Origin of the sequence: Pseudoalteromonas sp. NBT06-2, from assembly GCF_002276045.1 — a bacterium.
In the GTDB taxonomy this organism is placed as follows: Bacteria; Pseudomonadota; Gammaproteobacteria; order Enterobacterales; family Alteromonadaceae; genus Pseudoalteromonas.
On sequence record NZ_NQMR01000034.1, the window covers coordinates 45,131 to 67,006 of the forward strand.

General features: G+C 33.5%; 17 protein-coding genes. 11 read left to right on the forward strand and 6 right to left on the reverse strand.

The window, feature by feature from the left end:
• Nucleotides 1-38: 38 nt before the first annotated feature.
• Complete coding sequence (locus CJF42_RS09125) at nucleotides 39-1,805, reverse strand: ABC transporter transmembrane domain-containing protein (protein WP_095366385.1); 1,767 nt, start codon at nucleotides 1,803-1,805, stop codon at nucleotides 39-41.
• A 109-nt stretch (nucleotides 1,806-1,914) separates the two neighbouring features.
• Here CJF42_RS09125 and CJF42_RS09130 point away from each other — a divergent pair, with 109 nt between their 5' ends.
• Nucleotides 1,915-2,655, forward strand: a complete 741-nt coding sequence (locus tag CJF42_RS09130) for an enoyl-CoA hydratase-related protein (protein ID WP_095366386.1) — start codon at nucleotides 1,915-1,917, stop codon at nucleotides 2,653-2,655.
• On the opposite strand, the gene CJF42_RS27380 is transcribed toward CJF42_RS09130, so the two are convergent.
• The gene (locus CJF42_RS27380) at nucleotides 2,598-2,789 is read right to left on the reverse strand and encodes a hypothetical protein (protein ID WP_170940546.1); all 192 of its coding nucleotides are present in this window, start codon (nucleotides 2,787-2,789) and stop codon (nucleotides 2,598-2,600) included. The two genes, CJF42_RS09130 and CJF42_RS27380, sit on opposite strands and share 58 nt — an antisense overlap.
• A 324-nt stretch (nucleotides 2,790-3,113) precedes the next feature.
• Between CJF42_RS27380 and CJF42_RS09140 the strand changes: the two genes are divergently transcribed.
• Entirely contained in the window at nucleotides 3,114-5,153 is a 2,040-nt protein-coding gene (locus tag CJF42_RS09140) for a cation:proton antiporter (RefSeq protein WP_095366387.1), read from the forward strand.
• A 119-nt stretch (nucleotides 5,154-5,272) separates the two neighbouring features.
• On the opposite strand, the gene CJF42_RS09145 is transcribed toward CJF42_RS09140, so the two are convergent.
• Nucleotides 5,273-6,682: a zinc-binding metallopeptidase family protein gene (locus CJF42_RS09145; protein WP_095366388.1), complete on the reverse strand. Its 1,410-nt coding sequence runs from the start codon at nucleotides 6,680-6,682 to the stop codon at nucleotides 5,273-5,275.
• Between the two features lie 230 nt (nucleotides 6,683-6,912).
• Here CJF42_RS09145 and CJF42_RS09150 point away from each other — a divergent pair, with 230 nt between their 5' ends.
• Nucleotides 6,913-7,392 carry an aminoacyl-tRNA deacylase gene (locus CJF42_RS09150; protein WP_095366389.1) on the forward strand — a complete coding sequence of 160 codons (480 nt, stop codon included), beginning with the start codon at nucleotides 6,913-6,915 and terminating at the stop codon, nucleotides 7,390-7,392.
• On the opposite strand, the gene CJF42_RS09155 is transcribed toward CJF42_RS09150, so the two are convergent.
• Complete coding sequence (locus CJF42_RS09155) at nucleotides 7,382-8,095, reverse strand: DUF2982 domain-containing protein (protein ID WP_095366390.1); 714 nt, start codon at nucleotides 8,093-8,095, stop codon at nucleotides 7,382-7,384. The two genes, CJF42_RS09150 and CJF42_RS09155, sit on opposite strands and share 11 nt — an antisense overlap.
• Nucleotides 8,096-8,135: 40 nt before the next feature.
• Nucleotides 8,136-8,888: an SDR family NAD(P)-dependent oxidoreductase gene (locus CJF42_RS09160; RefSeq protein ID WP_095366391.1), complete on the reverse strand. Its 753-nt coding sequence runs from the start codon at nucleotides 8,886-8,888 to the stop codon at nucleotides 8,136-8,138.
• Between the two features lie 143 nt (nucleotides 8,889-9,031).
• On the opposite strand from CJF42_RS09160, the gene radA reads away from it, so the two are divergent.
• Entirely contained in the window at nucleotides 9,032-10,426 is a 1,395-nt protein-coding gene (radA, locus tag CJF42_RS09165; protein WP_095366392.1) for a DNA repair protein RadA, read from the forward strand.
• A gap of 100 nt (nucleotides 10,427-10,526) precedes the next feature.
• On the opposite strand, the gene CJF42_RS09170 is transcribed toward radA, so the two are convergent.
• Nucleotides 10,527-11,237, reverse strand: a complete 711-nt coding sequence (locus tag CJF42_RS09170; RefSeq protein ID WP_252097569.1) for a rhomboid family intramembrane serine protease — start codon at nucleotides 11,235-11,237, stop codon at nucleotides 10,527-10,529.
• 17 nt (nucleotides 11,238-11,254) lie between these two features.
• Here CJF42_RS09170 and CJF42_RS09175 point away from each other — a divergent pair, with 17 nt between their 5' ends.
• From CJF42_RS09175 to CJF42_RS09205, 7 genes are all read left to right on the forward strand, one after another.
• Nucleotides 11,255-11,851 (forward strand): DUF3750 domain-containing protein, encoded by a 597-nt coding sequence (locus CJF42_RS09175; RefSeq protein ID WP_095366393.1) that lies wholly within the window; start codon nucleotides 11,255-11,257, stop codon nucleotides 11,849-11,851.
• 171 nt (nucleotides 11,852-12,022) lie between these two features.
• Nucleotides 12,023-13,624 (forward strand): SulP family inorganic anion transporter, encoded by a 1,602-nt coding sequence (locus tag CJF42_RS09180; protein WP_095366394.1) that lies wholly within the window; start codon nucleotides 12,023-12,025, stop codon nucleotides 13,622-13,624.
• Between the two features lie 843 nt (nucleotides 13,625-14,467).
• Nucleotides 14,468-17,050, forward strand: coding sequence for a reprolysin-like metallopeptidase (locus tag CJF42_RS09185; RefSeq protein ID WP_170940547.1), 2,583 nt, complete (start codon nucleotides 14,468-14,470; stop codon nucleotides 17,048-17,050).
• Nucleotides 17,047-17,403: a hypothetical protein gene (locus CJF42_RS09190; protein WP_095366396.1), complete on the forward strand. Its 357-nt coding sequence runs from the start codon at nucleotides 17,047-17,049 to the stop codon at nucleotides 17,401-17,403. The genes CJF42_RS09185 and CJF42_RS09190 overlap by 4 nt, the downstream gene beginning before the upstream one ends.
• A gap of 47 nt (nucleotides 17,404-17,450) precedes the next feature.
• Nucleotides 17,451-18,149 carry a response regulator gene (locus CJF42_RS09195; protein WP_095366397.1) on the forward strand — a complete coding sequence of 233 codons (699 nt, stop codon included), beginning with the start codon at nucleotides 17,451-17,453 and terminating at the stop codon, nucleotides 18,147-18,149.
• Nucleotides 18,150-18,338: 189 nt separating this feature from the next.
• A complete protein-coding gene (locus CJF42_RS09200; RefSeq protein ID WP_095366398.1) occupies nucleotides 18,339-19,034 on the forward strand; it encodes a DUF4097 family beta strand repeat-containing protein in 696 nt (231 codons plus the stop codon).
• Between the two features lie 305 nt (nucleotides 19,035-19,339).
• Complete coding sequence (locus tag CJF42_RS09205; protein ID WP_095366399.1) at nucleotides 19,340-21,820, forward strand: S9 family peptidase; 2,481 nt, start codon at nucleotides 19,340-19,342, stop codon at nucleotides 21,818-21,820.
• The last annotated feature ends 56 nt before the right edge of the window (nucleotides 21,821-21,876 follow it).

Below are 21,876 nucleotides of genomic sequence, written 5' to 3' on the forward strand. Positions count from 1 at the left end.
AAAATTTAAAGCATGTTCCATCTAGTTATTGTCAATATTTAGCTCGCAGATTTATCAAATTGTAATTCACATAAGCGGTTATAAAGAGTGGAGGACTTTAACAAATCACTATGATTGCCTATATCTACAATTTCACCTTGATCCATCACAACAATTAAATCGGCATGTAACACGGTTGCTAATCTATGAGCAATGATCACTGTTGTATGATTTTTCATTAGTTGATCAAGTGCAGCTTGAACATGGTGTTCGCTTTGTGCATCTAATGCGCTGGTGGCTTCATCTAGTAATAAGATATCAGGATCTTTTAATATGGCTCTAGCAAGGGCGATTCTTTGTTTTTGACCACCTGATAATCGAACACCTTGTTCACCCAAAAAACTACTATATCCATCAGGTAAATTTTCGATAAACTCATGGGCATGTGCTTGTTTGGCTGCATGAATAACCTCTTGCTCTGTAGCATTCGGTCTGCCATAGCGAATATTATGCCAAACGTCAGAACTAAATAATATTGGGTGTTGTGGCACCATACCCATAGAATGGCGCAATTCAGTTAAGGCAACTTGACAAATATTAGTATTTTTAAGTTTTACTTGTCCTGATTGCGGATCATAGAATCTTTGCAATAGCTCAAACATGGTTGTTTTACCGGCTCCAGAAGGGCCGACAAGCGCTATGGTTTGGCCATTGGCTATCTTCAGGTTAATATTTTTTAGGGCAGGAGAGTTGGGGCGTGATGGATAACTAAAATTAACATTCTCAAACTCAATATCTATTTGACTTGTTTGGTTTATCGGTTTTGGATTACCAGAAGTTGTAATATCGCTCTTTACTTTTAATAATTCTAATAAGCGGGTAGCGGAGCCTGCAGCTCGCTGTAATTCACCATATACTTCTGCAATTGTTGCTACCGACATGGCTACCATAATGGCGTAAAATACAAATGCACCGAGTTCACCGCCAGACATTTTTCCTGATAAAACATCCATACCACCAATCCATAACATGAAACTAATAGCTGAAAATGTGAGAAATATAACGACAGCGATTAAAAATGAGCGTTGCTTTACACGTTTCTTTGCAACTTCAAAAGCTTTTTCTACTTCATCGCTAAATGCATTTTTTTCTTTTTCTTCATGATTGTAACTTTGAACAACTTTGATATTTTGAATTATTTCACCCACATAAGTACCTATATCTGCAATAGCATCTTGGCTACTAGCTGCTAGTTTTCTTACTTTACGACCGAAAACTATCATAGGAACTAATATAAGAGGAACACAAACTAATACTATTGAGGTTAATTTTAGGTTTGTTATTAATAGCATAATAATGCCACCAATGAGCATCAGGAAACTACGTAGCGCCATTGAGAATGATGAACCTACTATAGATTGAAGTAAGGCGGTATCTGTGGTAAGTCGTGACATAATTTCACCACTTCTATTTTCTTCAAAGTAGCTAGGGTGCAAAGTGATAATTTTATTAAATACTGCTTTTCTGATATCACCACTGACACGCTCACCGAGTAGTGACATTAAGAAGAATCGACAGAAGGTGCCAATAGCTAATAAACTAATCATAATAATCAAAATTAAAATTGCAGAACTAAGTTGTTCTTGTGAACCGGCAATAAAACCGTTATCTATCACAAATTTGACGCCTTGCCCCAAAGATAAGTTAACCGCAGCGGTCAATAATAAGGCGATGAGTGCGCTAGCAACTATCATTTTATAAGGTTTTATAAATGCAAATATAGGCAATAAGCTTGTAAAAGCTTTTTCATTTATTTTGTCTGTCATTATTAGTTCAATTTAAGAGCTTTATATATAAATGGATGTGAAATAGTTAAATTCAAGTCAGGTTAACTATGATAGGATTTTATTATATGTATCTAAATGTAAATAGGTTGTGAATAACTTACCAAAACTAACTGATTGTAAAATAGTTTTTCAAGATAAAATCGCTTTATTAAGCTTTAATCGAGATGATGTTAGAAATGCATTAACTGGCACCGAAATTGTAAATGATATTGTAAAAACAGTTACATGGATCAATAAAAATCAAAATGTTGCCGTTTTAATTATAACGGGCGAAGGTGCAGCATCCTCATCGGGAGGCAATATTAAAAATATGGCGCAGCGTTCAGGTGATTTCTTAGGAAATGTTCAAGAGCTAGAAAAAAAATATAGAGAGGGTATTCAACAAATGCCAATAGCAATGAATAAACTCGAAGCACCTGTGATAGCCGCTATTAACGGTCCAGCTATTGGTGCTGGTTTCGATTTAGCAAATATGTGTGACATCAGAATCGCATCAACAAAAGCCAAATTTGGTGAAACTTTTGCCAATTTAGGTTTGATACCTGGTGATGGTGGAGCTTGGTTTATGCAACGGATTATTGGATATCAAAAAGCGGCAGAACTAACATTCACTGGTAGAGTGATAAATGCACGTGAAGCAAAGGAAATAGGCATTGTCTTAGATGTTACTGAACGGCAAAATTTAATGATTAAAGCGATGGAATTGGCCTCTGATATCGCAAATAAACCGACAGCTTCTTTAAGATTAACTAAAAGGCTGATGAAAATGGCTCAACGAACTGAGTTAGGTGATTTCTTAGATATATACCCAAGCCACTTCAAGATGTGAGGTTCAGGACTGCTGAGCAATTCATGATCTAGGCGCATCTTTGCATTAATGGTTACTCCCTTAAAAAAAGATGGACCGGCAATATGCTCCTGCATTGCTCTAGTACCTACATCCATGCAGGCAACAACGAGCATGATTTGCTCAGAAGTCCCTGTAAGGTTGGTTTATAAATACTTTATGCAGCGTTATTGATTTTGAAAAGGGAATAACCATGTTCTTCAATCAATGCCTTGCCTAAAGTATTTCTAATTCCAACTGAATCCTGCATCTTGAAGTGGTTTGGGTATATGTGCAGTATTTCAAGGTATGTGTCATAACAACCCAGAACATTTAGATGCAGTTAATGTACTAATGGAAAAGTTAGCAAAATAAAATGTTTTTATGATTAAAAATAAGTCGATTAAATCGTGATTAACGACTACTTTTAAGAGACTTAGCAAGCGTGTTTGGGTGAATTTATGCATACAACCTTACTTTTATTAATGTTTTTTGTGATTTCGATATTATTAGGCATTTTATTAAGGCGACTGTTGCAAAATACAGCCATACCTTATTCGGTTGCTTTGTTATTATTAGGCATGCTCATTGGCACTATGCTTGATTTTGAAATGCAGACGCCTATATTTAATGAAATAAAAGCTTCTTTTTCACTTGCTAGTCAATTAGATGCCAACCTGATCATGTTTATTTTCTTGCCTGCTTTGGTTTTTGAGTCTGCTTTTTCTCTTGAAGTACATTTATTTAAACGTATGTTATCGCAAATTGCATTATTGGCTATTCCAGGCTTAATTATTTGTACTTTATTCACTGCAATATTAAGTATGTGGGTATTGCCTTGGGAGTGGACTATTCCAACAGCCTTAATGTTTGGTGCCATTGTTAGTGCTACCGATCCAGTTGCTGTTGTCGCGCTCTTAAAGGAGATGTGCTCAAGGGCAAGGTTACAAACATTATTAGAAGGAGAGTCTTTGCTTAATGATGGTACTGCAATTGTTTTATTTACGTTATTTCTCACACTTGCAACGCAAATAAAGCCGGAATTTAATACGCTTGCCGTCATTGTTGAATTTTTTAGAGTGGTAATAATTGGAGTGGTGATTGGTGCTGTTGTTGCTGGTATTAGTTTGGCTTTTATAGGCTCTTTATTTAATGATAGCTTAATAGAAATTGCATTAACTTTAGTGCTACCTTATGTTGTTTTTTATTTATCAGAACATGTATTTCATGCGTCAGGTGTTGTAAGTGTTGTCACTTTAGCATTAATTTATGCGGGACCTGGACGTACGCGTTTTTCACCTGAAGTGATGGAACATATGCATCATTTTTGGCATACCTTATCGTTTTTATTCAATACATTAATTTTCATCTTAGTTGGTTTAGTTATATCAACAAGATTAGGAGTGGCTGATTTAGCTAATTGGGAATATTTAGCAATTATATTTATGGGGATCTTAATTATTAGAACGGTTGTTATCGTTGGCTTAATGCCAATTCTCGCGCGCATCGGTATTGGCCTAACTAAAGAAAAATCAATCGTGCTTATTTGGGGGGGCTTAAGAGGTGCTGTTTCGCTTGCCCTTGCATTAATTGTGGCAACTAATGAGTCTTTAGATATACAACTCAGAGATCAAATATTATTTTTAACAGCTGGTATTGTGGTTTTAACTATTATTGTTAATGGCTCATCTATGCGTTTTGTTATGGCTAAATTAGGATTAGATAAGTTACCTGTTGCAAAACAAAAAACATTAGCAAAAGTACAAGTTAAAGTTTCAGATGAGATCATAAAAGTAAGAGAGAAATTACAAGGCGACACAAACTTAAAAGCTGTGAATTGGCCTTTAGTTGATTCAAAACTGCTTTCTATTAATACACCATATGTCGATGAACAAGAAATAGATACTCAAGTGGAGTATCTTCGAAAATTACTTGAATCAGAGCGGCAATTTTATTGGAATCAATTTGCTAAAGGCTTATTAAGTACAGATGCTACTCAGATTTTAGTTCAAGCAATAGAGGAGTCCCTTGATGGTAAACCTAAAATATGGCCTCGGCCTTATATTGAACGTAAGTGGCAAATGCCTAAATGGATAATTAGAAGTCAATCATTACCCATAATGAGTACATATGCAAAATCAGCAAGTTATAAACAACACGTCATTATTTTTGAAAGTGCCAGAGGGTTATTTGAAGCGAGTAGTTATATTTTAAATATAGCACCTAGTCTATCTCTGGAACCTGCACAATTAGAGCAAGCCATGATGCAAATGAAAGCTGTAAATGATTTCTCTATTGAAACTTTAAAAAACTTTAGAGAAACATCTCCCCATTTAGTGAAACGGGTTGAATCTTATTTAGCATTACGGATTTTACTCAATACTGAACGTAAAAAACTACAAGAATTATCTCATGAAGGCATGATTTCTGAGGTAGATGCAGAAAAACTGATTGAAGAAGTTGAATTTAAAATGCATGAAAGTAAAAAACTTAATAGCTAATTTGGTTGGAAAAATAATATTTATCATTTAAGTTAGATAACTTTTTATTAAGCATTAAAACCGACTTGTAAAGGTCGGTTTTAATTTCAACGCTAGGGTTTAATTCTAGCAGGAAAATGTTATTTGTTAAGATAAAAAGCTTTCATGGCAGTGTACATTGAGTAGATATCTACTTTTGAAGCAACGGCATAAGGTGAATGCATACCTAGAACTGGCACACCAAAGTCGATTACATCCATATTGTTTTCAGATAAAGCACTACCGATTGTACCACCGGATGCCTTTCCTTTATAAGTACTTGTTTGCCATAAAATACCTGCATTATCAAGATAGTTACGTGTCCAAGCTATGTACTCAGAGTTTGCATTAAATCCACCACCATAAAGCTTTATATTGATGCCTTCGCCTAATTTAGGTGCATTACCTAATTCCCAAACACCAGGCCAGTTAGGATTAACGCCAGGGTTCACATCAACAGAAATAACTTTAGTTTTACGTAATGTTTTACGTAAAAGGTAATCATTATATGTTTGAGGAGATTGTTGATAAAGCAATTGGCTAATTGTATCAACTAAGTAACTAGAGTCAGCACCTGTATTATTTAAGTTACCCACTTCTTCATTATCAACTAAAAATGTTATAGCAGTGAATTCAGTCTCGTCAATTTCTAAGATCGATTTTACTGCAGCAAAAGCAGAAATTTTATCATCTTGACCATAAGCTGCTACCATAGAGCGATCTAAACCTACATCTCTTGGTTTTACTGCTGGTACTAAAGCAAGCTCTGCAGAAACTAAATCAGTAATACTGATACCATAATTATTTTTTAAGAAGTTTGTTACTTCTTGCTGTACTGTAGAGTCATTACCCGGCTTAGATGCGATAATAATATCTAACTCTTCTTTTTTAATTACTTCTCTATTTGTGCGCTTGCGATAATCACGATCAACATGCGGTGCTAAATCAGGAATGATTAAAACAGGATCATTATTGTTTAAACCGATGTTGATATTTACATGGGAACCGTCTTTTTTATCAACGCGTCCAATAAGTGCTAATGGGATATTTACCCATTGATAATTTTTCATACCACCATGAGTATAAGTTTGAAAAAGCGCAAATCCATTTTTTTCATAAAGTGGACGGCCTTTTAACTCTATACGTGGTGAATCAATATGAGCACCGGCGATACGAACCCCATCTGCTATAGGCTTAGTTCCAATTACCATCAATGTCATAGCACGATCACGGTTTATACTATAAAGTTTAGCGCCTGTTATGATTTGACTATCATCTGTCAGTTGTTTAAATCCGGACTTTTCAACAAGCTTTTTAGTTTCTGCTACAAAAGTCAGTTCAGTGCGAGCTCTGTCTATAAATGATTTATATTCTTCATTATAAGATTGAACGTGTTTTAGTTCTGCTTTTGATAAAGCCAGCCAAGAATTCTTAATGTTACCTTTAGCAATTACATTTGATGTTGTTAGCGTTAAAACAATAGAAGCCACTAATAAAATTTTATTTCGCATTGTCATTTTCAATTATATTTTAGATAGTTATATGTTAATGGTCATACAAAGCGATATCAATGGTGTTCCTCTGTGAGTTTTAGCTATTTACCTTCTTTATAGCGAAAAAAATAAGCTAAACAGGATTACGCATTTTAAATTCGAAAATAGGGATAAATACATGGTTCGCGAGTTTGGGTTAATTTTTTGCTTAGCTATACTTTAAATAATGAATATTATAGGAGTTGAACATGGCTATTTCACGTAAATTACAAGAGTACCTCAGCAAGCAAGATATTTCATTTCAAACTGTTTCTCATTTTTATAGTAATAGCTCTATTGGTAGCGCAGTAGCAACAAGCATACCACCGAAAAATATCGCTAAAGCAGTTTTATTAGTCGATCATGATGGACACCGGCTTATGGTAGTGTTACCTGCGGATCAAAAAATAAGTATGTTATCTATTAATGAAAAGCTAAACGCTAGATTTGAATTATTAAAAGAAAATGATGTCTTTGATTTATTTATGGATTGCGCTCAAGGCGCTGTTCCTCCTGTGGGTGATGCTTTTAATATGTCTATGGTATGTGATGATTCTTTAGATTTGTTAGATAATGTTTATATCGAGGCGGGAGATCATGAAACATTACTACGATTAACACATAAGGACTTTGAAAATATTATGAGTAGTAGTAAACATTTAAAAATATGCAAAAAGACTATTCATTAATATTGTTTTGATAAAGTTTTATATTATCAATGCTTGAAATTGCGCGTTGCTGATTTTTCTTGAATAAAGATATTATTTGTTCTGTAGGTGAGCTAAAACAGTTTATGGGTATATATAAATCGTACCCGTAAATTTTTCGTAGTATTTGCATCTGATGTAACCAAGCTGCTATTGGACCTGTTATTTCTTGACCTTGTAATGTTTTAAAAGGAGAAAAATTAATTTGAGTTTGCTCAACCTCAATTTCATTGTTTTGAAAAGCTAAAATTAATAAATGATTTTGTTCGTGTAGTAAATGATTTGCTAAACGTGGTGTTATGATATTTGTGTCGCAGTCATAACTACGTAATTTTATACCGATAAAATTAATATTTCTTTCAGCTAAGTCATCATTCCCTTTAGGGTGATGTATGAGCTGGATATTTGTCCAACTTATACTCCATTTTCCTTTCCTATGATAATAAAATAGCTTCTCATCTGTTAATCCAAGACAATACTGTGGTTCAAAATATTTTAAAATACTAAGGCTAATAATTAGTACGGAAATTAAGCTGAAAATAATGATATAAATTTGATATTGCTGCCATAAGTAGAATGATGAGATAATACAACTAAGCGTCATAAAAACGCCTAAGAGCATCGTAACGAATTGATTACGATGCGCTTGAGATTTGATTAAAATAGGATATTCAATTTCATTCATAACTTAAGTATAGACAAAAAAATAAAATAGCTAATTGAATTTACAACAATAACCCTCCGTCTATATGTATCGACTGTCCTGTAATATATTTACTTTTATCACTTAATAAAAATTCAGCCAAGTTTGCGACTTCAACAGGTGTTCCTAAACGAGCCAATGGAATTTGGTTAGTGATATTTCTCATAGTTTGGTCATCTAGAGGTATGTGCTCAGGGGAATCTTTTTTGATATACCCGGGTACTATTACGTTACATCTAACGCCTTGTGCTGCATATTGGGCAGCAAAAGATTTAAATAAAGCTTCTAGGCCCGCTTTAGCAGATGCAGATGCTGGATTAATATTCTCACCAACTATCATTTTATGTGCTAAAAATGAACTGATACCAATAAAACCTCCCCGAGTTTCTATTAGAGACTGAGCCAGCGATGACAGTATCATAAAATTACTTTGTTGCATTAAGTTGACTGATTTCATAAAACCTTCGACAGGTAAATATTCAAAATTACGCCAATCAGGAAAACCCGCATTAGAAACCACACCATTAATTTTTTTTAAAACTGATTTTGCTGAATTTATAAATGTATTTGTTTGTGATAAATCGCTTAAATCTGCTGTAAAAGTAAAGACAATAGCACCTTTATTTATGCACTCCTGCGCGACCTCCTCTAAGCCAATCGTATTTGAGTGAGTGTGTAAAACAAGTTCTACGTTAATATTTGCAATTGATTTTGCAATGGCGGCACCAATTCCACTAGCTGCACCTGTTATAATAAATCCACCTGATAAAGACATTATTTTTCCAATTTATAATTTTTAATAGGATACTTTATACGAAAGATAAAAAATATCCGTTAATGTTAATTTAAAGTAGGGTTAAATCAGTTACCTTGGTAGAATTAAATCAGAATCGAAAGTGATAAAGATGGAAATAGTCTGTGGCTAAAGTAACAAAAGAAAAAATAAAATTTGTATGTTCTGAATGTGGTAATGATCATCCTAGATGGCAAGGACAATGTGCAAGTTGTAAGGCATGGAATACGTTAGCCGAATTTAAAGAGGCTAAATTACCGAGTCAACAAAGAGCGCAAGCAGTTCAAGGTGGGTATGCGGGTACTTTAGGTAATGTTGTAAAAAAAATGGATGACGTTTCAAGCATTGCACTTGATAAAACAACCACAGGCATTGGTGAATTAGATCGTGTTTTAGGAAATGGATTAACAATTGGTTCTATCATTCTTATATCGGGTGATCCTGGTGCGGGTAAAACGACTATTCTGACACAACTTGCTGCAAATATGAGTCATAAAACAACGGCTATGTATTGTACTGCAGAAGAAAGTTTAGAGCAGTTTAAGGCACGTGCGACTGAGCGATTGAAAATAAACTATGTACCGGACCAATTACTTCTCATGTCTGAGTATATTATTTCGAATATAATGGCAAAGGCACTTGAATCAAAAGTTAAATTTTTGATTATTGATTCGGTTCAAGCACTTGAAAGTGAACACTCAAATGGTAGTGCGGGTTCTATTGGCCAAGTTAAAGGTTGTGCACAAGAGTTAAGTAGATTTGCTAAAACCCATGGTATTACTTTAATTTTAGTTGGCCATGTTACCAAAGGTAGTGACTTAGCAGGTCCTAAAACATTGGAGCATATAGTTGATACTTTGCTTCACATTGAAGTGAATGACAGTATTATTCGTACTATGAGGGCAAGTAAAAACCGATTTGGTGATGTTGATCAGGTAGGGATTTTTCAAATGAACTCTCGTGGCATGATTTCGGTTGATAATCCAAGTAAATTATTTTTATCTGGTGCAGATGAAAGAGCGGTTGGCTCAGCTATTACTTGTATTCGAGATGGCAGTCGAAATTTATTATTAGAAGTGCAAAGTTTAGTATCACAATGTGAAGGTGAGCATCCTCAAAGAGTCAGTATTGGGCTTAACTTTAATCGTTTAAAAATGATAACAGCTGTATTACGTAAACATGGCAGAATACAGTTATTTCATGATGTTTATGTCAATTTAGTTGGGGGTTTAAAATTGCCTGATACAGATACCAGTGCCGATTTAGCTTTAGCTGCGGCTTTAGTAAGTTCACTTAATGATATAGAAATGTCGCGTAAATATTGTTTTATGGGAGAAATATCACTCAGTGGAGAAGTGAGACCAATTAGCGGTGGTGTGCCTCGTGTAAATGAAGCAATAAAACATGGCTTTGAGCAAATATATATTCCTAAAGCGAATTACCATAAATCAATGGAAGAAGGTAATGCTAAGATAATTGTGATAGAACATATTACAGACTTACTAGAAGCTTTAAAATAGCTTTATTCGGTTGGTTATTGTGATTTAAATATACGCATAAGTTGTTTTTTGGTAATTTAGAACGCTAGCATATTTAATCTAATTGATATCAAATAAAGGATTAATCTTCTGAGTCTTTATTTTGCCATTCATCATTGATCAAATCATCTGTTTCATCAATGCCTTCTTGTTTTTGCCAAGAATAGTTTTTTTCTTTTAATTTAGGATCCCAGTGCCTAAAAAATATGGCAGATATTAATCCTGCAATTGCACCAAATAGATGATACTCAAAAGAAATACCTTGCTCTGTTGGTAAAATTGTTAAAACCATGGAGCCATACATATAAAATGCAATCATTAATAAAACACTAGATCGTTTATCTCGACGTAATATTCCAGCAGTAAAAAGATAAAAAAATAAACCATGAGTTAATCCACTTGCACCAAAATGAAAACTATCTCTTGCAAATAGCCATACGCCGATGCCAGAGAAAATCCAAATTATTACAATTGTCCACCATCTTGATTTTGGATAGCCATAAATTAACAAGCTACCGAGTAAGATTAAAGGTAATGAGTTACCTAGTACATGTTGCCAAGAACCATGAATTAAAGGAGCAGTTAAAATACCAACCAATCCCGCTAATGTGTGTGGTTTCACACCAAGTTGATATAAATCAATAGTATAGTATGTTTGCCAGCATTTAATTATCCATAGCAATATAACAAAGGCGCTTGCAATTAATATGCTTTTTTGTAGAGATGTATTTTTATTCATAATAAAAAGATAGAGATTTTTTAAAATTTCACAACTAAAATATTTAATATCCATGAATGGAAACAATCCTAATGGTGAAAAAGAATCAAATAAAAGTAGAATTGAGATCAGCCAAAATTCCGTATTTGGGTTTGATTGCAGAGCATTTTTGGTTTGTGATCATTAATAATAATGATCACAAAGAGCGCTGGGAAGTATGGCAAAAACCCGACTGCTGTAATACAAGTTGGGGCCATTTACATCAAGACTTATTGCCTTTTGATAGTGCAGTTGGTACTGGTATGAGTAGTGTTGAATCTGTTTTTGAAGGTAAGAACGCGTTAGCGTTAAAAGCAGTTATTAGACAATCAAAAGTAAATTATAAAAACAGAAATTGCTATTATTATTGGCCTGGCCCAAATAGTAATACTTATGTTCAAACTATGCTAAATAAGGCTAAGATTGATTTTTTTCTACCCCCTACGGCAATAGGGAAAGATTATTATGGTTGGTATGATTATTCAAAACAGTTAAATATTACTAGAATATCAACTTTAATTCTAGGTATAAAAATATGGCATGGTCACCAGTACGAACTAAATTTATTGTCTTTAACTTTTGGTGTGCATTTAAAACCATTCAAAATAATACATCCTTTTAGTCGATATCATAATTCAGAAAAAGTATGAATTAGTAATCTTGCCCCTTTCTCATTTTATTGTATTTTTTAATGAGTACTTGACGTAATTGTGTCAGCGCATAAATAATTTTTTTACTATAAAAAATCAAAATAGTTTTTTAAATTATCACTTTTAAGTTAAACTTGTCACTTGTGTCAACTTGAGTTTTATTAGGTTACTATGCTAGCAATTTCACACTTTAGTCTAAAGACCATCAAAGGGGATATATTTGGTGCTTTAACATCTACAATTGTGGCGCTTCCTTTTGCGCTTGCATTTGGTGTTACTTCAGGTGCAGGGGCGAGTGCCGGTATTTATTGTGCAATATTGACTGGTTTTTTTGCCTCTTTATTTGGTGGTACCAATCAGCAAATTACAGGACCAAATACTGGTCTAACAGTGGCTATGGCTGCAATTTTAACTAACTTTGTATCTCTTTCCCCTGATAATGGTTTAGGTGCAGCATTTACCGTGGTGACATTAGCTGGACTTTTCCAGATGTTATTTGGATTACTGAAGTTAGGTAAGTATTTTATTTTGGTGTCTTACCCTGTGATTTCAGGTTTTACTTCAGGCATTGGCATATTAATAATTATATCCCAAATAGAGCCTTTATTTGGTTTGCCATTATCAGAGCTATCTATCTCAATAAATATTTTTACAGATACAAATGTTTTGTTAGGAGTTGCGTGTTTGTTATTGCTGATGTTATGGCCTCAAAGGTTTAATCAAATAGTACCAGGTAGCATAATCGCTTTATTAGGCGCGACTACATTTTATATACTATCTGACAGTCAGCTACCCGTCGTTGGTGCAATTTCAAGTGAATTACCTTCTTTTTCTTCACCTGTTTGGGTAAGTTCATTAACAGGTGAAATGATTAAATCAGCATTATTAATCGCGACTTTAAGTACACTTGATTCTTTAATGACATCTTTAACCGTTGATAGTATCAATAAGAATTTACACGACTCTGATAAAGAGCTTATAGGTCAAGGTATCGGTAATATGATTGCAGGCTTTTTTGGTGCATTGCCAGGCGGTGGTGCAACAATGCGTACGGTAACAAATATCAGAGCTGGTGGCATAACACCATTATCAGGTATGTTACATGCTTTATTTATCCTAGCCATTGTACTTTGGGCTGGTGAATATACCGCTTTCATACCTGTTGCCGTGTTATCAGCCATTTTATTTAATGTCGGTATTAATATTATTGATTGGAACTTTCTAAAGCGTTTACATCAAATCCCACTATTTAGCGTAGGGTTAATGATTTCAACCATGATTATGTCGGTAGCTGTTGACCTTGTTACTGCGGTATTAATTGGTGTATTTGTCGCAAATTTAGTAACCATAAGGCGGTTATCTGAAATTCAGCTAGATAATTTGAGCATATTTACAGAGAAAGAAATTGCTCAATTACCTTCAGATGAAAAAGCGTTATTTGAAGTGTTATCAAATAAAGTACTATTGTTAAATATTTCTGGTCCTATCGGTTTTGGTGTAGCCAGGGGTTTAAAGCAAAGTGTTTCGCAAATAGATCAAAATAAAACTTTATTGGTTGATTTTACGCATGCGAGATTTGTCGGCATCACAAGCACCATAGCTATTGAAGAAATTATTCTAAGTTACCAAAATCAAGGTAAAGATATTTTATTAGTGTGTTTATGTGATCGTGTGCGTGAGGACTTCGACAAAATAAAGTTATTAGATAAAATTGATGCTAAACATATCTTTCAAACCCGAAAAGATGCACTTTTATACATGAATACCAAATAACACCTGAATAGAAAACTCTTATTGATACAAATGTTATATTAAAGAGTAAAATAGACGCATATCACTCTTTTTAGAGCGCGCGATTAATATCCATACTTTTGTGTAATACTAATTCCGATAATTAAGTGACCACTCAGAGCTTATAAGGTTTTACAATTCTAGGCATGCCAGTGAATTCATGGTATTCACTTTAGAACAGAGGTAATAACGAATGTAAATTATCAAAAACTCCTTTTAGGCGGGTTTCAAAGCGCTTTATGCTGCGTTATTGGTTTTGAGGAGGGAATAACTATGGTCTGTAACCAATGCCTTGCCTAAAGCGCTTCTAATTCCAACAGAATCCTGCATCTTGAAGTGGTTTGGGTATAATCAAAATTTTTATGAATGTTATAAGACTTTGGCTAGGTTTATAATTGCAACCGATAGATTCTGTATCAGAAAGTAATGTTAATGAAACACTTGCTTATCTATTTTAGCATTATGATTGTTTCAGTAAATTTGCATGCAGATAATAGCTCAATTAATAAAATACAAAATTATGGAGATTTAAAAGGCTTAAAAATAGGGCTTATTAAATTTAAGTTATTAAGTATTTTGATAAATATGTAAATAGTAATTTAAAAAACTCAGATATATATCTATATTTTATAAAATTTTCTTCTACTTAAAAAAAATAGTATTAGATAAACAAAATGCTACAAATTAAAATAACTCTCCTACACTTTAAATCGAAACCTAGTTTGTATCAGCGTTGATACAAAAGTAAAACAAACTGCTACCCTAAAAAAAAAGTCTAGTGGTAAATTCACCTATATATTATAAGTGATGCGTACGGAGTGTTATATGAGGAATATCTATCTTTTATTTGTTCTCCTTAGTGCTTTTATTTCTGTGAATTTAGAAGCTATAAATAAAAAAACCTTTAAAAATAGACATTGGATTAAAATTTTTGACAACCCACCAGAAGAACATTCTAATCTAAACAGTAAAGCATCAAAATCAGCTATATATAACTTAGATTTAAGTTCATTTTCAAATCATCTTTTTTCAGATAAAGAGATAATTGTAGAGTTACCACTGCCAAATGGTGATTTTGCAATATTTAATTTTCAACCATCTAGCATAATGGCACCAGGGTTATCTCTAAAATATCCGAGCATAAGAACTTTTAGTGGGTTTGAAGTAGGTAATTCAAAACATAAAGGTCGATTTGATATTTCAACTAATGGCTTTCATGGGGTATTTATTTACAAAGGGGATAAAGTATTTATAGAGCCTATTAGTCGTAATAACAATAAGACTTATCATAGTTATTTTAGAGCAGATGCTCAAACAGTGTCAGATAAATCAATAGGTAAAAGATTTGAACCAATAAAGGATAAATTTAGATTAGAAAATTTAAAACATGCTTATAGTTTAAAACGCACAAATAAAATAGAGCAAACTAAAGATTACCGTATAGCAATCGCAACAACGGGAGAATACAGTGAGTTTCATGGTGGCACAAAAGAAAGTACCTTAGCTGCATTAGTGACTTTACTAAATAGAGTAAATGAAATTTATCAAAATGAATTGGCTATTAAATTAGTATTAGTAAATAACAATGATACTATAGTATATACCGATAAAGACACCGATCCTTTTAAAAATACAGATGAAGATATAGATGTTATTTCAGATATAATTAATACTTCAATAGGAGTTGATAATTATGATATCGGTCATATTATAGGTACTGGAGGTGGTGGATTAGCAGGCTTTGCTGTAGTGTGCTCTGAATTTAAAGCCGAAGGTGTGACAGGAAGTGCAAGTCCTACTGGGGATGCTTTTCATGTTGACTATGTTGCTCATGAAATAGGTCATCAATTTGGAGCAGATCATACATTTAATGGATCTCTAGGTGCATGTGACGGTAATAGAGAAACCTTAAGTGCTTATGAACCAGGAAGTGCATCAACTATTATGGGGTATGCAGGAATTTGTGATGATCAAAACTTACAAAATAATTCTGATCCATATTTTCATATTCGCTCAATTGATCAAATCAGACAGTTTTCATCACAAGGCGCAACGTGTGGAACAAGCAAAACACAAAATAATCACACTCCAATTATTGATGCATTAGCTGAATTTACCATCCCTGCCAAAACGCCATTTACGTTAACAGGACAGGCAACTGATGCCGAAAATGATTCGCTATCTTATAGTTGGGAACAGTATGATTTAGGCGTTCAAAGTAGTAGTAAACAAGATGATCAAATTGATGATGGTACAAGACCTTTATTTAGAAGTTTCTCCCCAAAAGAAACCGGCGATAGAACATTTCCTAAAATTGAAAGTATTATTGCTAATAACATCGTGTTTGGTGAAACCTTGCCGACGACTACAAGAACGTTAAATTTTAGATTAGCAGTGAGAGATGGCCAAGGAAATATCGCTGATCAATCGGTGAAATTAAATGTAATTCAAAGTGACAATGGGTTTAATATAAATGAACCTTCCGCCTCAACAAGATGGAATGATACTGTGAATTTAGTTACTTGGGATACTTCAAATACGCAGCAAGCGCCAGTTTCATGTAGCTATGTTGATATTTTATTGTCAACTGATTCTGGTATTAACTTTAATCATACCCTTGTGTTGAATACTTTAAATGATGGCTCTCAGGAAGTTGAAATTTTAGATATAAATACAAATAAAGCGCGTATTAAAGTCAAATGTAAGAATAATATATTCTTTACAATAAATAGTAGTGATTTTGAGATTAACAGTGGATCAGCAATAGGTAGTAAACCAATATTTTCTGGTCAAAAAGATTTAGAAATAGATGAAGATATAAGTTTAGACATTGTATTATCAGATTTGATTTTTGAAGGAAACCAACAAGTAGATTCATTGAGTTTAGCTGGCGGTGATAACTATACTTTTTCTGGTTTAAAGGTAAAACCGAATGAAAATTTCAATGGCATATTACACATAATTGCATCAGCTAAAAAAGGTGATTTTATAAGTGAATTATTTAACATTAAAGTAATTGTCAATTCAGTAAATGACTTACCAAGTGCTAAAGCTGATTTTGAAAGTGTAGACAAAGGGTCTACTGGAAATTATATTGATGTGTTAACTAATGATACGGATATAGATAACGATATTTTAATTATCAAAAGCTTTGAATATATAGGTATTGGAAGTGTTGAGTTATCAGGAAATAAACTGATATATACACCGGCAGTGGATTTTACCGGTGTAGAGTTAATCGCTTATAGCATTGATGATGGTAATCAAGGAACAAGTACTAATACAGTAACAATAACAGTTATGGATGAATCTGTTGAGGAAGCTAAAAAATCTTCAGGCGGTAGCTTAAGCTATTTTTTAAGTTTAATCGCTTTATTTATAGCAAGAAAAAAGCGAGTTAAAAAATGAATAAATACGTAGTCGCATCTATATGTGCATTAGCAGCATGTGGTAATAGTGATGTATTACAATCTAAGCAACAGGATTTAAAAAAGCCAGTAAATAAAGTAATGAAAGCTATCGATATGGCAAAATCTCAATCAGATTTTAGATTGTATACAGCACTTGGTCGTAAATTAACAATTCCAGGCTTTGAGAATAGAAACTTTGAAACGATAAAATCTCAATGTGGACTTAGACCTATGAAAGGAACTGGAGATGTATTTAAATCAACTCAGGAAAAAAAAGAAAGGCGTTTGAAATATCAATTTGCTCGCCAGTATAATGAAATTATGTATCTTTTATGTTTAAAAAATAGTTAAAATAAAACTAATCAATTAGCATATATATAAAATAAGATAAAAACTTTATGGCAGATAATGAAAAAATACTCTTAATTGATGATGATGTTGAATTAACCTCATTAATAAAGCAGTTCTTGGTAATGAATGGCTATGAAGTGGAAGTCGAGCATCATGGTGAAAAAGCGGTACTCAGTATATTAAAGTATAAACCTGATTTAATTGTATTAGATTTAATGTTGCCGGGCGTTGATGGTTTAACAATTTGTAGGCTAGTGAGGGGCGATTTTACAGGACCAATCATTATGTTAACTGCATTAAATGATGATATTGATGAGGTCACAGGTTTAGAAGTGGGTGCGGATGATTATTTATGTAAACCAATTAAACCTCGTGTATTATTGGCTCACATTCGAGCACAATTAAGGCGGCAAACTAACTTAGCTAAATTAAATCAGCAAGATATTAAAACGGTTAATTCTGGTGAATTAATTATTGACTCACGAAAGCGTATTGTTTCATATCATGAAAAGGAAATTGCACTTACTAGCGCGGAATTTGATTTACTGTGGGTTTTAGCTTTAAATGCTGGAAATATAATTTCTCGAGAGCAACTTCACCTTGAAATTTTCAGACTTGAATTTGACGGTTTTGATCGTTCTATTGATTTGAGAATATCTAGATTACGCAAAAAATTAGGTGATGATCCCAAAGAACCGCACATTATTAAAACAATCAGAAATAAAGGGTATTTATTATCGAATTAGTAAATAAAAACCAACATAAGATATAGATTAATATAACTCTTTTATAATAAACTTAGCGATGGAGATAAAAATAGAGTTGATGAAATAGACAATAATATTAAAATTTATTTTTTAAATTCGTTTAAACCTTTTTATTATCAAATTGCGTCTTATTAATTAACCAAAAAAATAAAGACAAGGAAAAGCGATATGAAATGTTATCAATCAATTTTAGCAAGTGCATTACTACTTACGATAAGCCAAGGAGCAGTAGCACATAGTAACCAGGGTGATGGACTCACATTACAAAAAACTGAAAACCTTATATTATCAACTGATAAAATTAGTGATTTTGTGATTGCAGCGGGTTCAGGCAAGCTAAAAGTGTTTGCTTCTGATGTTGATTCAATTGAAGTTGTTGCAGAAATATATCAGCGAAATGCTCACAATGATTACTGTTTAAGTTTGAAAAAATCTGGAAAGAAAGCCAAATTAGTATCAGTATCTTGTAATCATAATAAAGATACAATAATAGATTTAACCATAGAAGTACCGAAAGGTTTACATCTAGATGTAGAAGATGGCTCAGGGTCTGTTAATATCTCAGGTGTAGCAAGTTTGAAATTAAAAGATGGATCAGGTTCTATTAATATCAGCAAAGTTGATGGTAAAATTGAAATTAATGATGGCTCAGGCTCAATTGATATTAAGCATATTAACAATGATGTTTTCATTGAAGATGGTTCAGGTTCAATCCATGTTCGTAATGTTTCGGGAAAAGTAACTGTATCTGATGGTTCCGGCAGTATCAATGTCAACAAAGTTGATAGTTTTGAACTATTAAGTGATGGTTCTGGCTCAGTTAATGTAGATAATATTTCAGGTCAAGTGATTATGGATAATTAGTTCATATCCTTATTATTGCATTTTAGATTATGTGTTGTGGGCATGATAATGTTTAGCGTAATTGTTAAAATTAATATTACTCGTTAATTTAGTTGTTTAAAGTCATTAAACATTATTTAGCACAAAAATGTGTAGGTGAAGAACCCTACTTTAAAGGGAGTATGGGAATTAAAAATTCCCGATAAACTTTACTTAAAACACCTTACGTTCAAGTAACAAATCTTTACGATTAAAACCATTGCTATTTTATACAGTCAGTTTAAATTATTAGCAGATAATTCCAATATAAGAATACTGAATCCGTTATGGTTAATAAAACGCTAATTGCACTTGCCGTTTCTGCTACTTTTGCATTAACTGGTTGTCAAACAATATCATATGAATCTAACACTACAACAGATGCACCTGTTACTAAAGTGATTGAAGCCCCTGCAAAAAGTAGTGGAACGAAAATAACTTTAAAGCAAGCGATGGCGCATCCAGACTGGTTAGGTCGTCAGCCACTTTCTTCGTATTGGGCTGCTGACTCAAGTTCTATATTTTATACTCGTAAGCAAGATGGTAATGAACTTAAAAGTCTATTTAATCAAAATCTAACTGCAAATAATAATGGTGAAAAAGTTGCGATTGAAGATCTTCATCAAACAGGCTCAAAATATGCAACTTATTCTAATGATAGAGAACTTCAAGCCTATGTATTTAAAGGGGATGTGTTTGTTAAAAATGTAAAAACGGGTGCTTTAACTCAGATTACACGTTCTTCAGCGAATGAATCTCAGGTTCAGTTTTTAAATGATGGTCGTTTAGTTTACCGTGAAGGGGCTAAGTTTTATAAAGTTGACTTAATAACAGGCTTTACCTTTGAACTTGCTAATTTAAAGATGGCGGATAAGCCCAAGGGAGTTGTTGAGCCAAAAGATTATATTGCAAAAGAACAACATAAACTAATTGATTACATTGCACTAATGCACAAAAATAAAAAAGATAAAGAAAACTTAACAAAAGAGATTAATGCAAATAACCCAAGTCGCGTTGATGAAGCATTTTATTTAGGTAAAGGTATGCGTTTAGTTGATGCACAATTATCACCTAATGGCACACATATCATTGCTGTTGTTACTAAAAAAATATCTTGGCGTGAAGATGGCGATATTATGCCCAATTACATTGCGAGTGATGCACGTGTAAAAGCAGAAAAAGCTCGCAGCCGTGTCGCTGATGCAAAACCAAAAACGTCTATAATATATACATTAGATTTAAAAACTGGCACTCAAAATAAACTGACATTTGATAAATTACCTGGTTTTGATGAAGATGTATTAGCAGACGTCAAAAAAGAAAACTTTACCAGAGATGGTAAAACATATAAATCAGAAAAATCTCCGCGTGCTATTAATTTAATGAGTGATTGGACTTGGTCTCAAAGCGCAATTCAATGGAATCAACAAGGTACACAAGTTGCGGTTATGCTAGAAGCTTGGGATAATAAAGATAGATGGATTGCCTCAGTTGACTTTGAAAAATCAGAGTTTGTACCACAACATAGACTACACGATGATGCTTGGATTAACTATGCATACAATGATTTTGGTTGGTTAAATAATTCTGAAACGTTGTACTTTTTATCTGAAGAATCGGGTTATAGTCAACTTTATAAAAAACCTGTTAATGGTGAAATGTCAGCTTTAACACAGGGTGAGTTTGTTATTTCTCATTTAGATTTAACAACAGATGATAGCCATATTTATTATAAAGCCAATGAAAAGCATCCTGGCATTTACGAAGTATATCGCGTCAATTTACAAACGCGTGTGCGTGAAGCGATCACTGATTTAAATGGTATGACTGATTTTTCACTTAGTCCTGATGAATCAAAACTTTTACTGTCACACTCTAAGTTAACATTACCTAAAGAGTTATATATCACTGATGCAATAGCAGGTGCGGAAGTGGTTCGTTTAACTAATACGGTATCTGAGCAATTTTTAAATACATCACTTATCACGCCGGTAGTTGTTGCAGTGGAATCATCTCATACAGAGCAGCCAATATACGCTAAAGTATATTACCCTGCAGATTATAAAGAAGGTGAAACAGGGAAAAATCGTAAAGCGGTGATCTTTAATCACGGTGCAGGTTATTTACAAAACTCTCATTTTGGTTGGTCAGGTTATTTTCGTGAGTTCATGTTCCATTCGTTACTTGCAGAGCAAGGTTACGTCGTAATGGATATGGATTACCGTGCGTCTAAAGGTTATGGTCGTGATTGGCGTACAGCTATTTATCGTAATATGGGAACACCAGAAATTGAAGATTTAGCAGATGGCATCACATGGATGGCAAAAAATGCGAATGTAAATGATGAAAGAGTAGGTACTTACGGTGGCTCTTACGGTGGTTTTATGACATTTATGGCATTATTAACGCGCCCTGAATTATTCCAAGCAGGTGCAGCACTTAGACCTGTAAGTGATTGGGCGCATTATAATGATGGTTATACATCTAATATATTAAATCGCCCTGATGTTGATCCTATTGCTTATGAGCGTAGCTCACCAATATACTTTGCAGAAGGTTTAGAGAAGAACTTATTGATCAATGCACCTATGGTTGATGATAATGTATTTTTCCAAGATGTTGTTCGTTTAGTGCAGCGTTTTATTGAACTTGAAAAAGAAGACTTTGAAACTGCAATTTATCCAGTGGAGCCCCATGGATTCCGTCAGCCTTCAAGTTGGTTAGATGAATATCGTAGAATTCATAAACTTTTTGAAGAAAAACTATAGTTTTTTGATATGCGCCTAGGATGATGATTCCTAGGCTTTTTTGTTTGCCCAGCGAA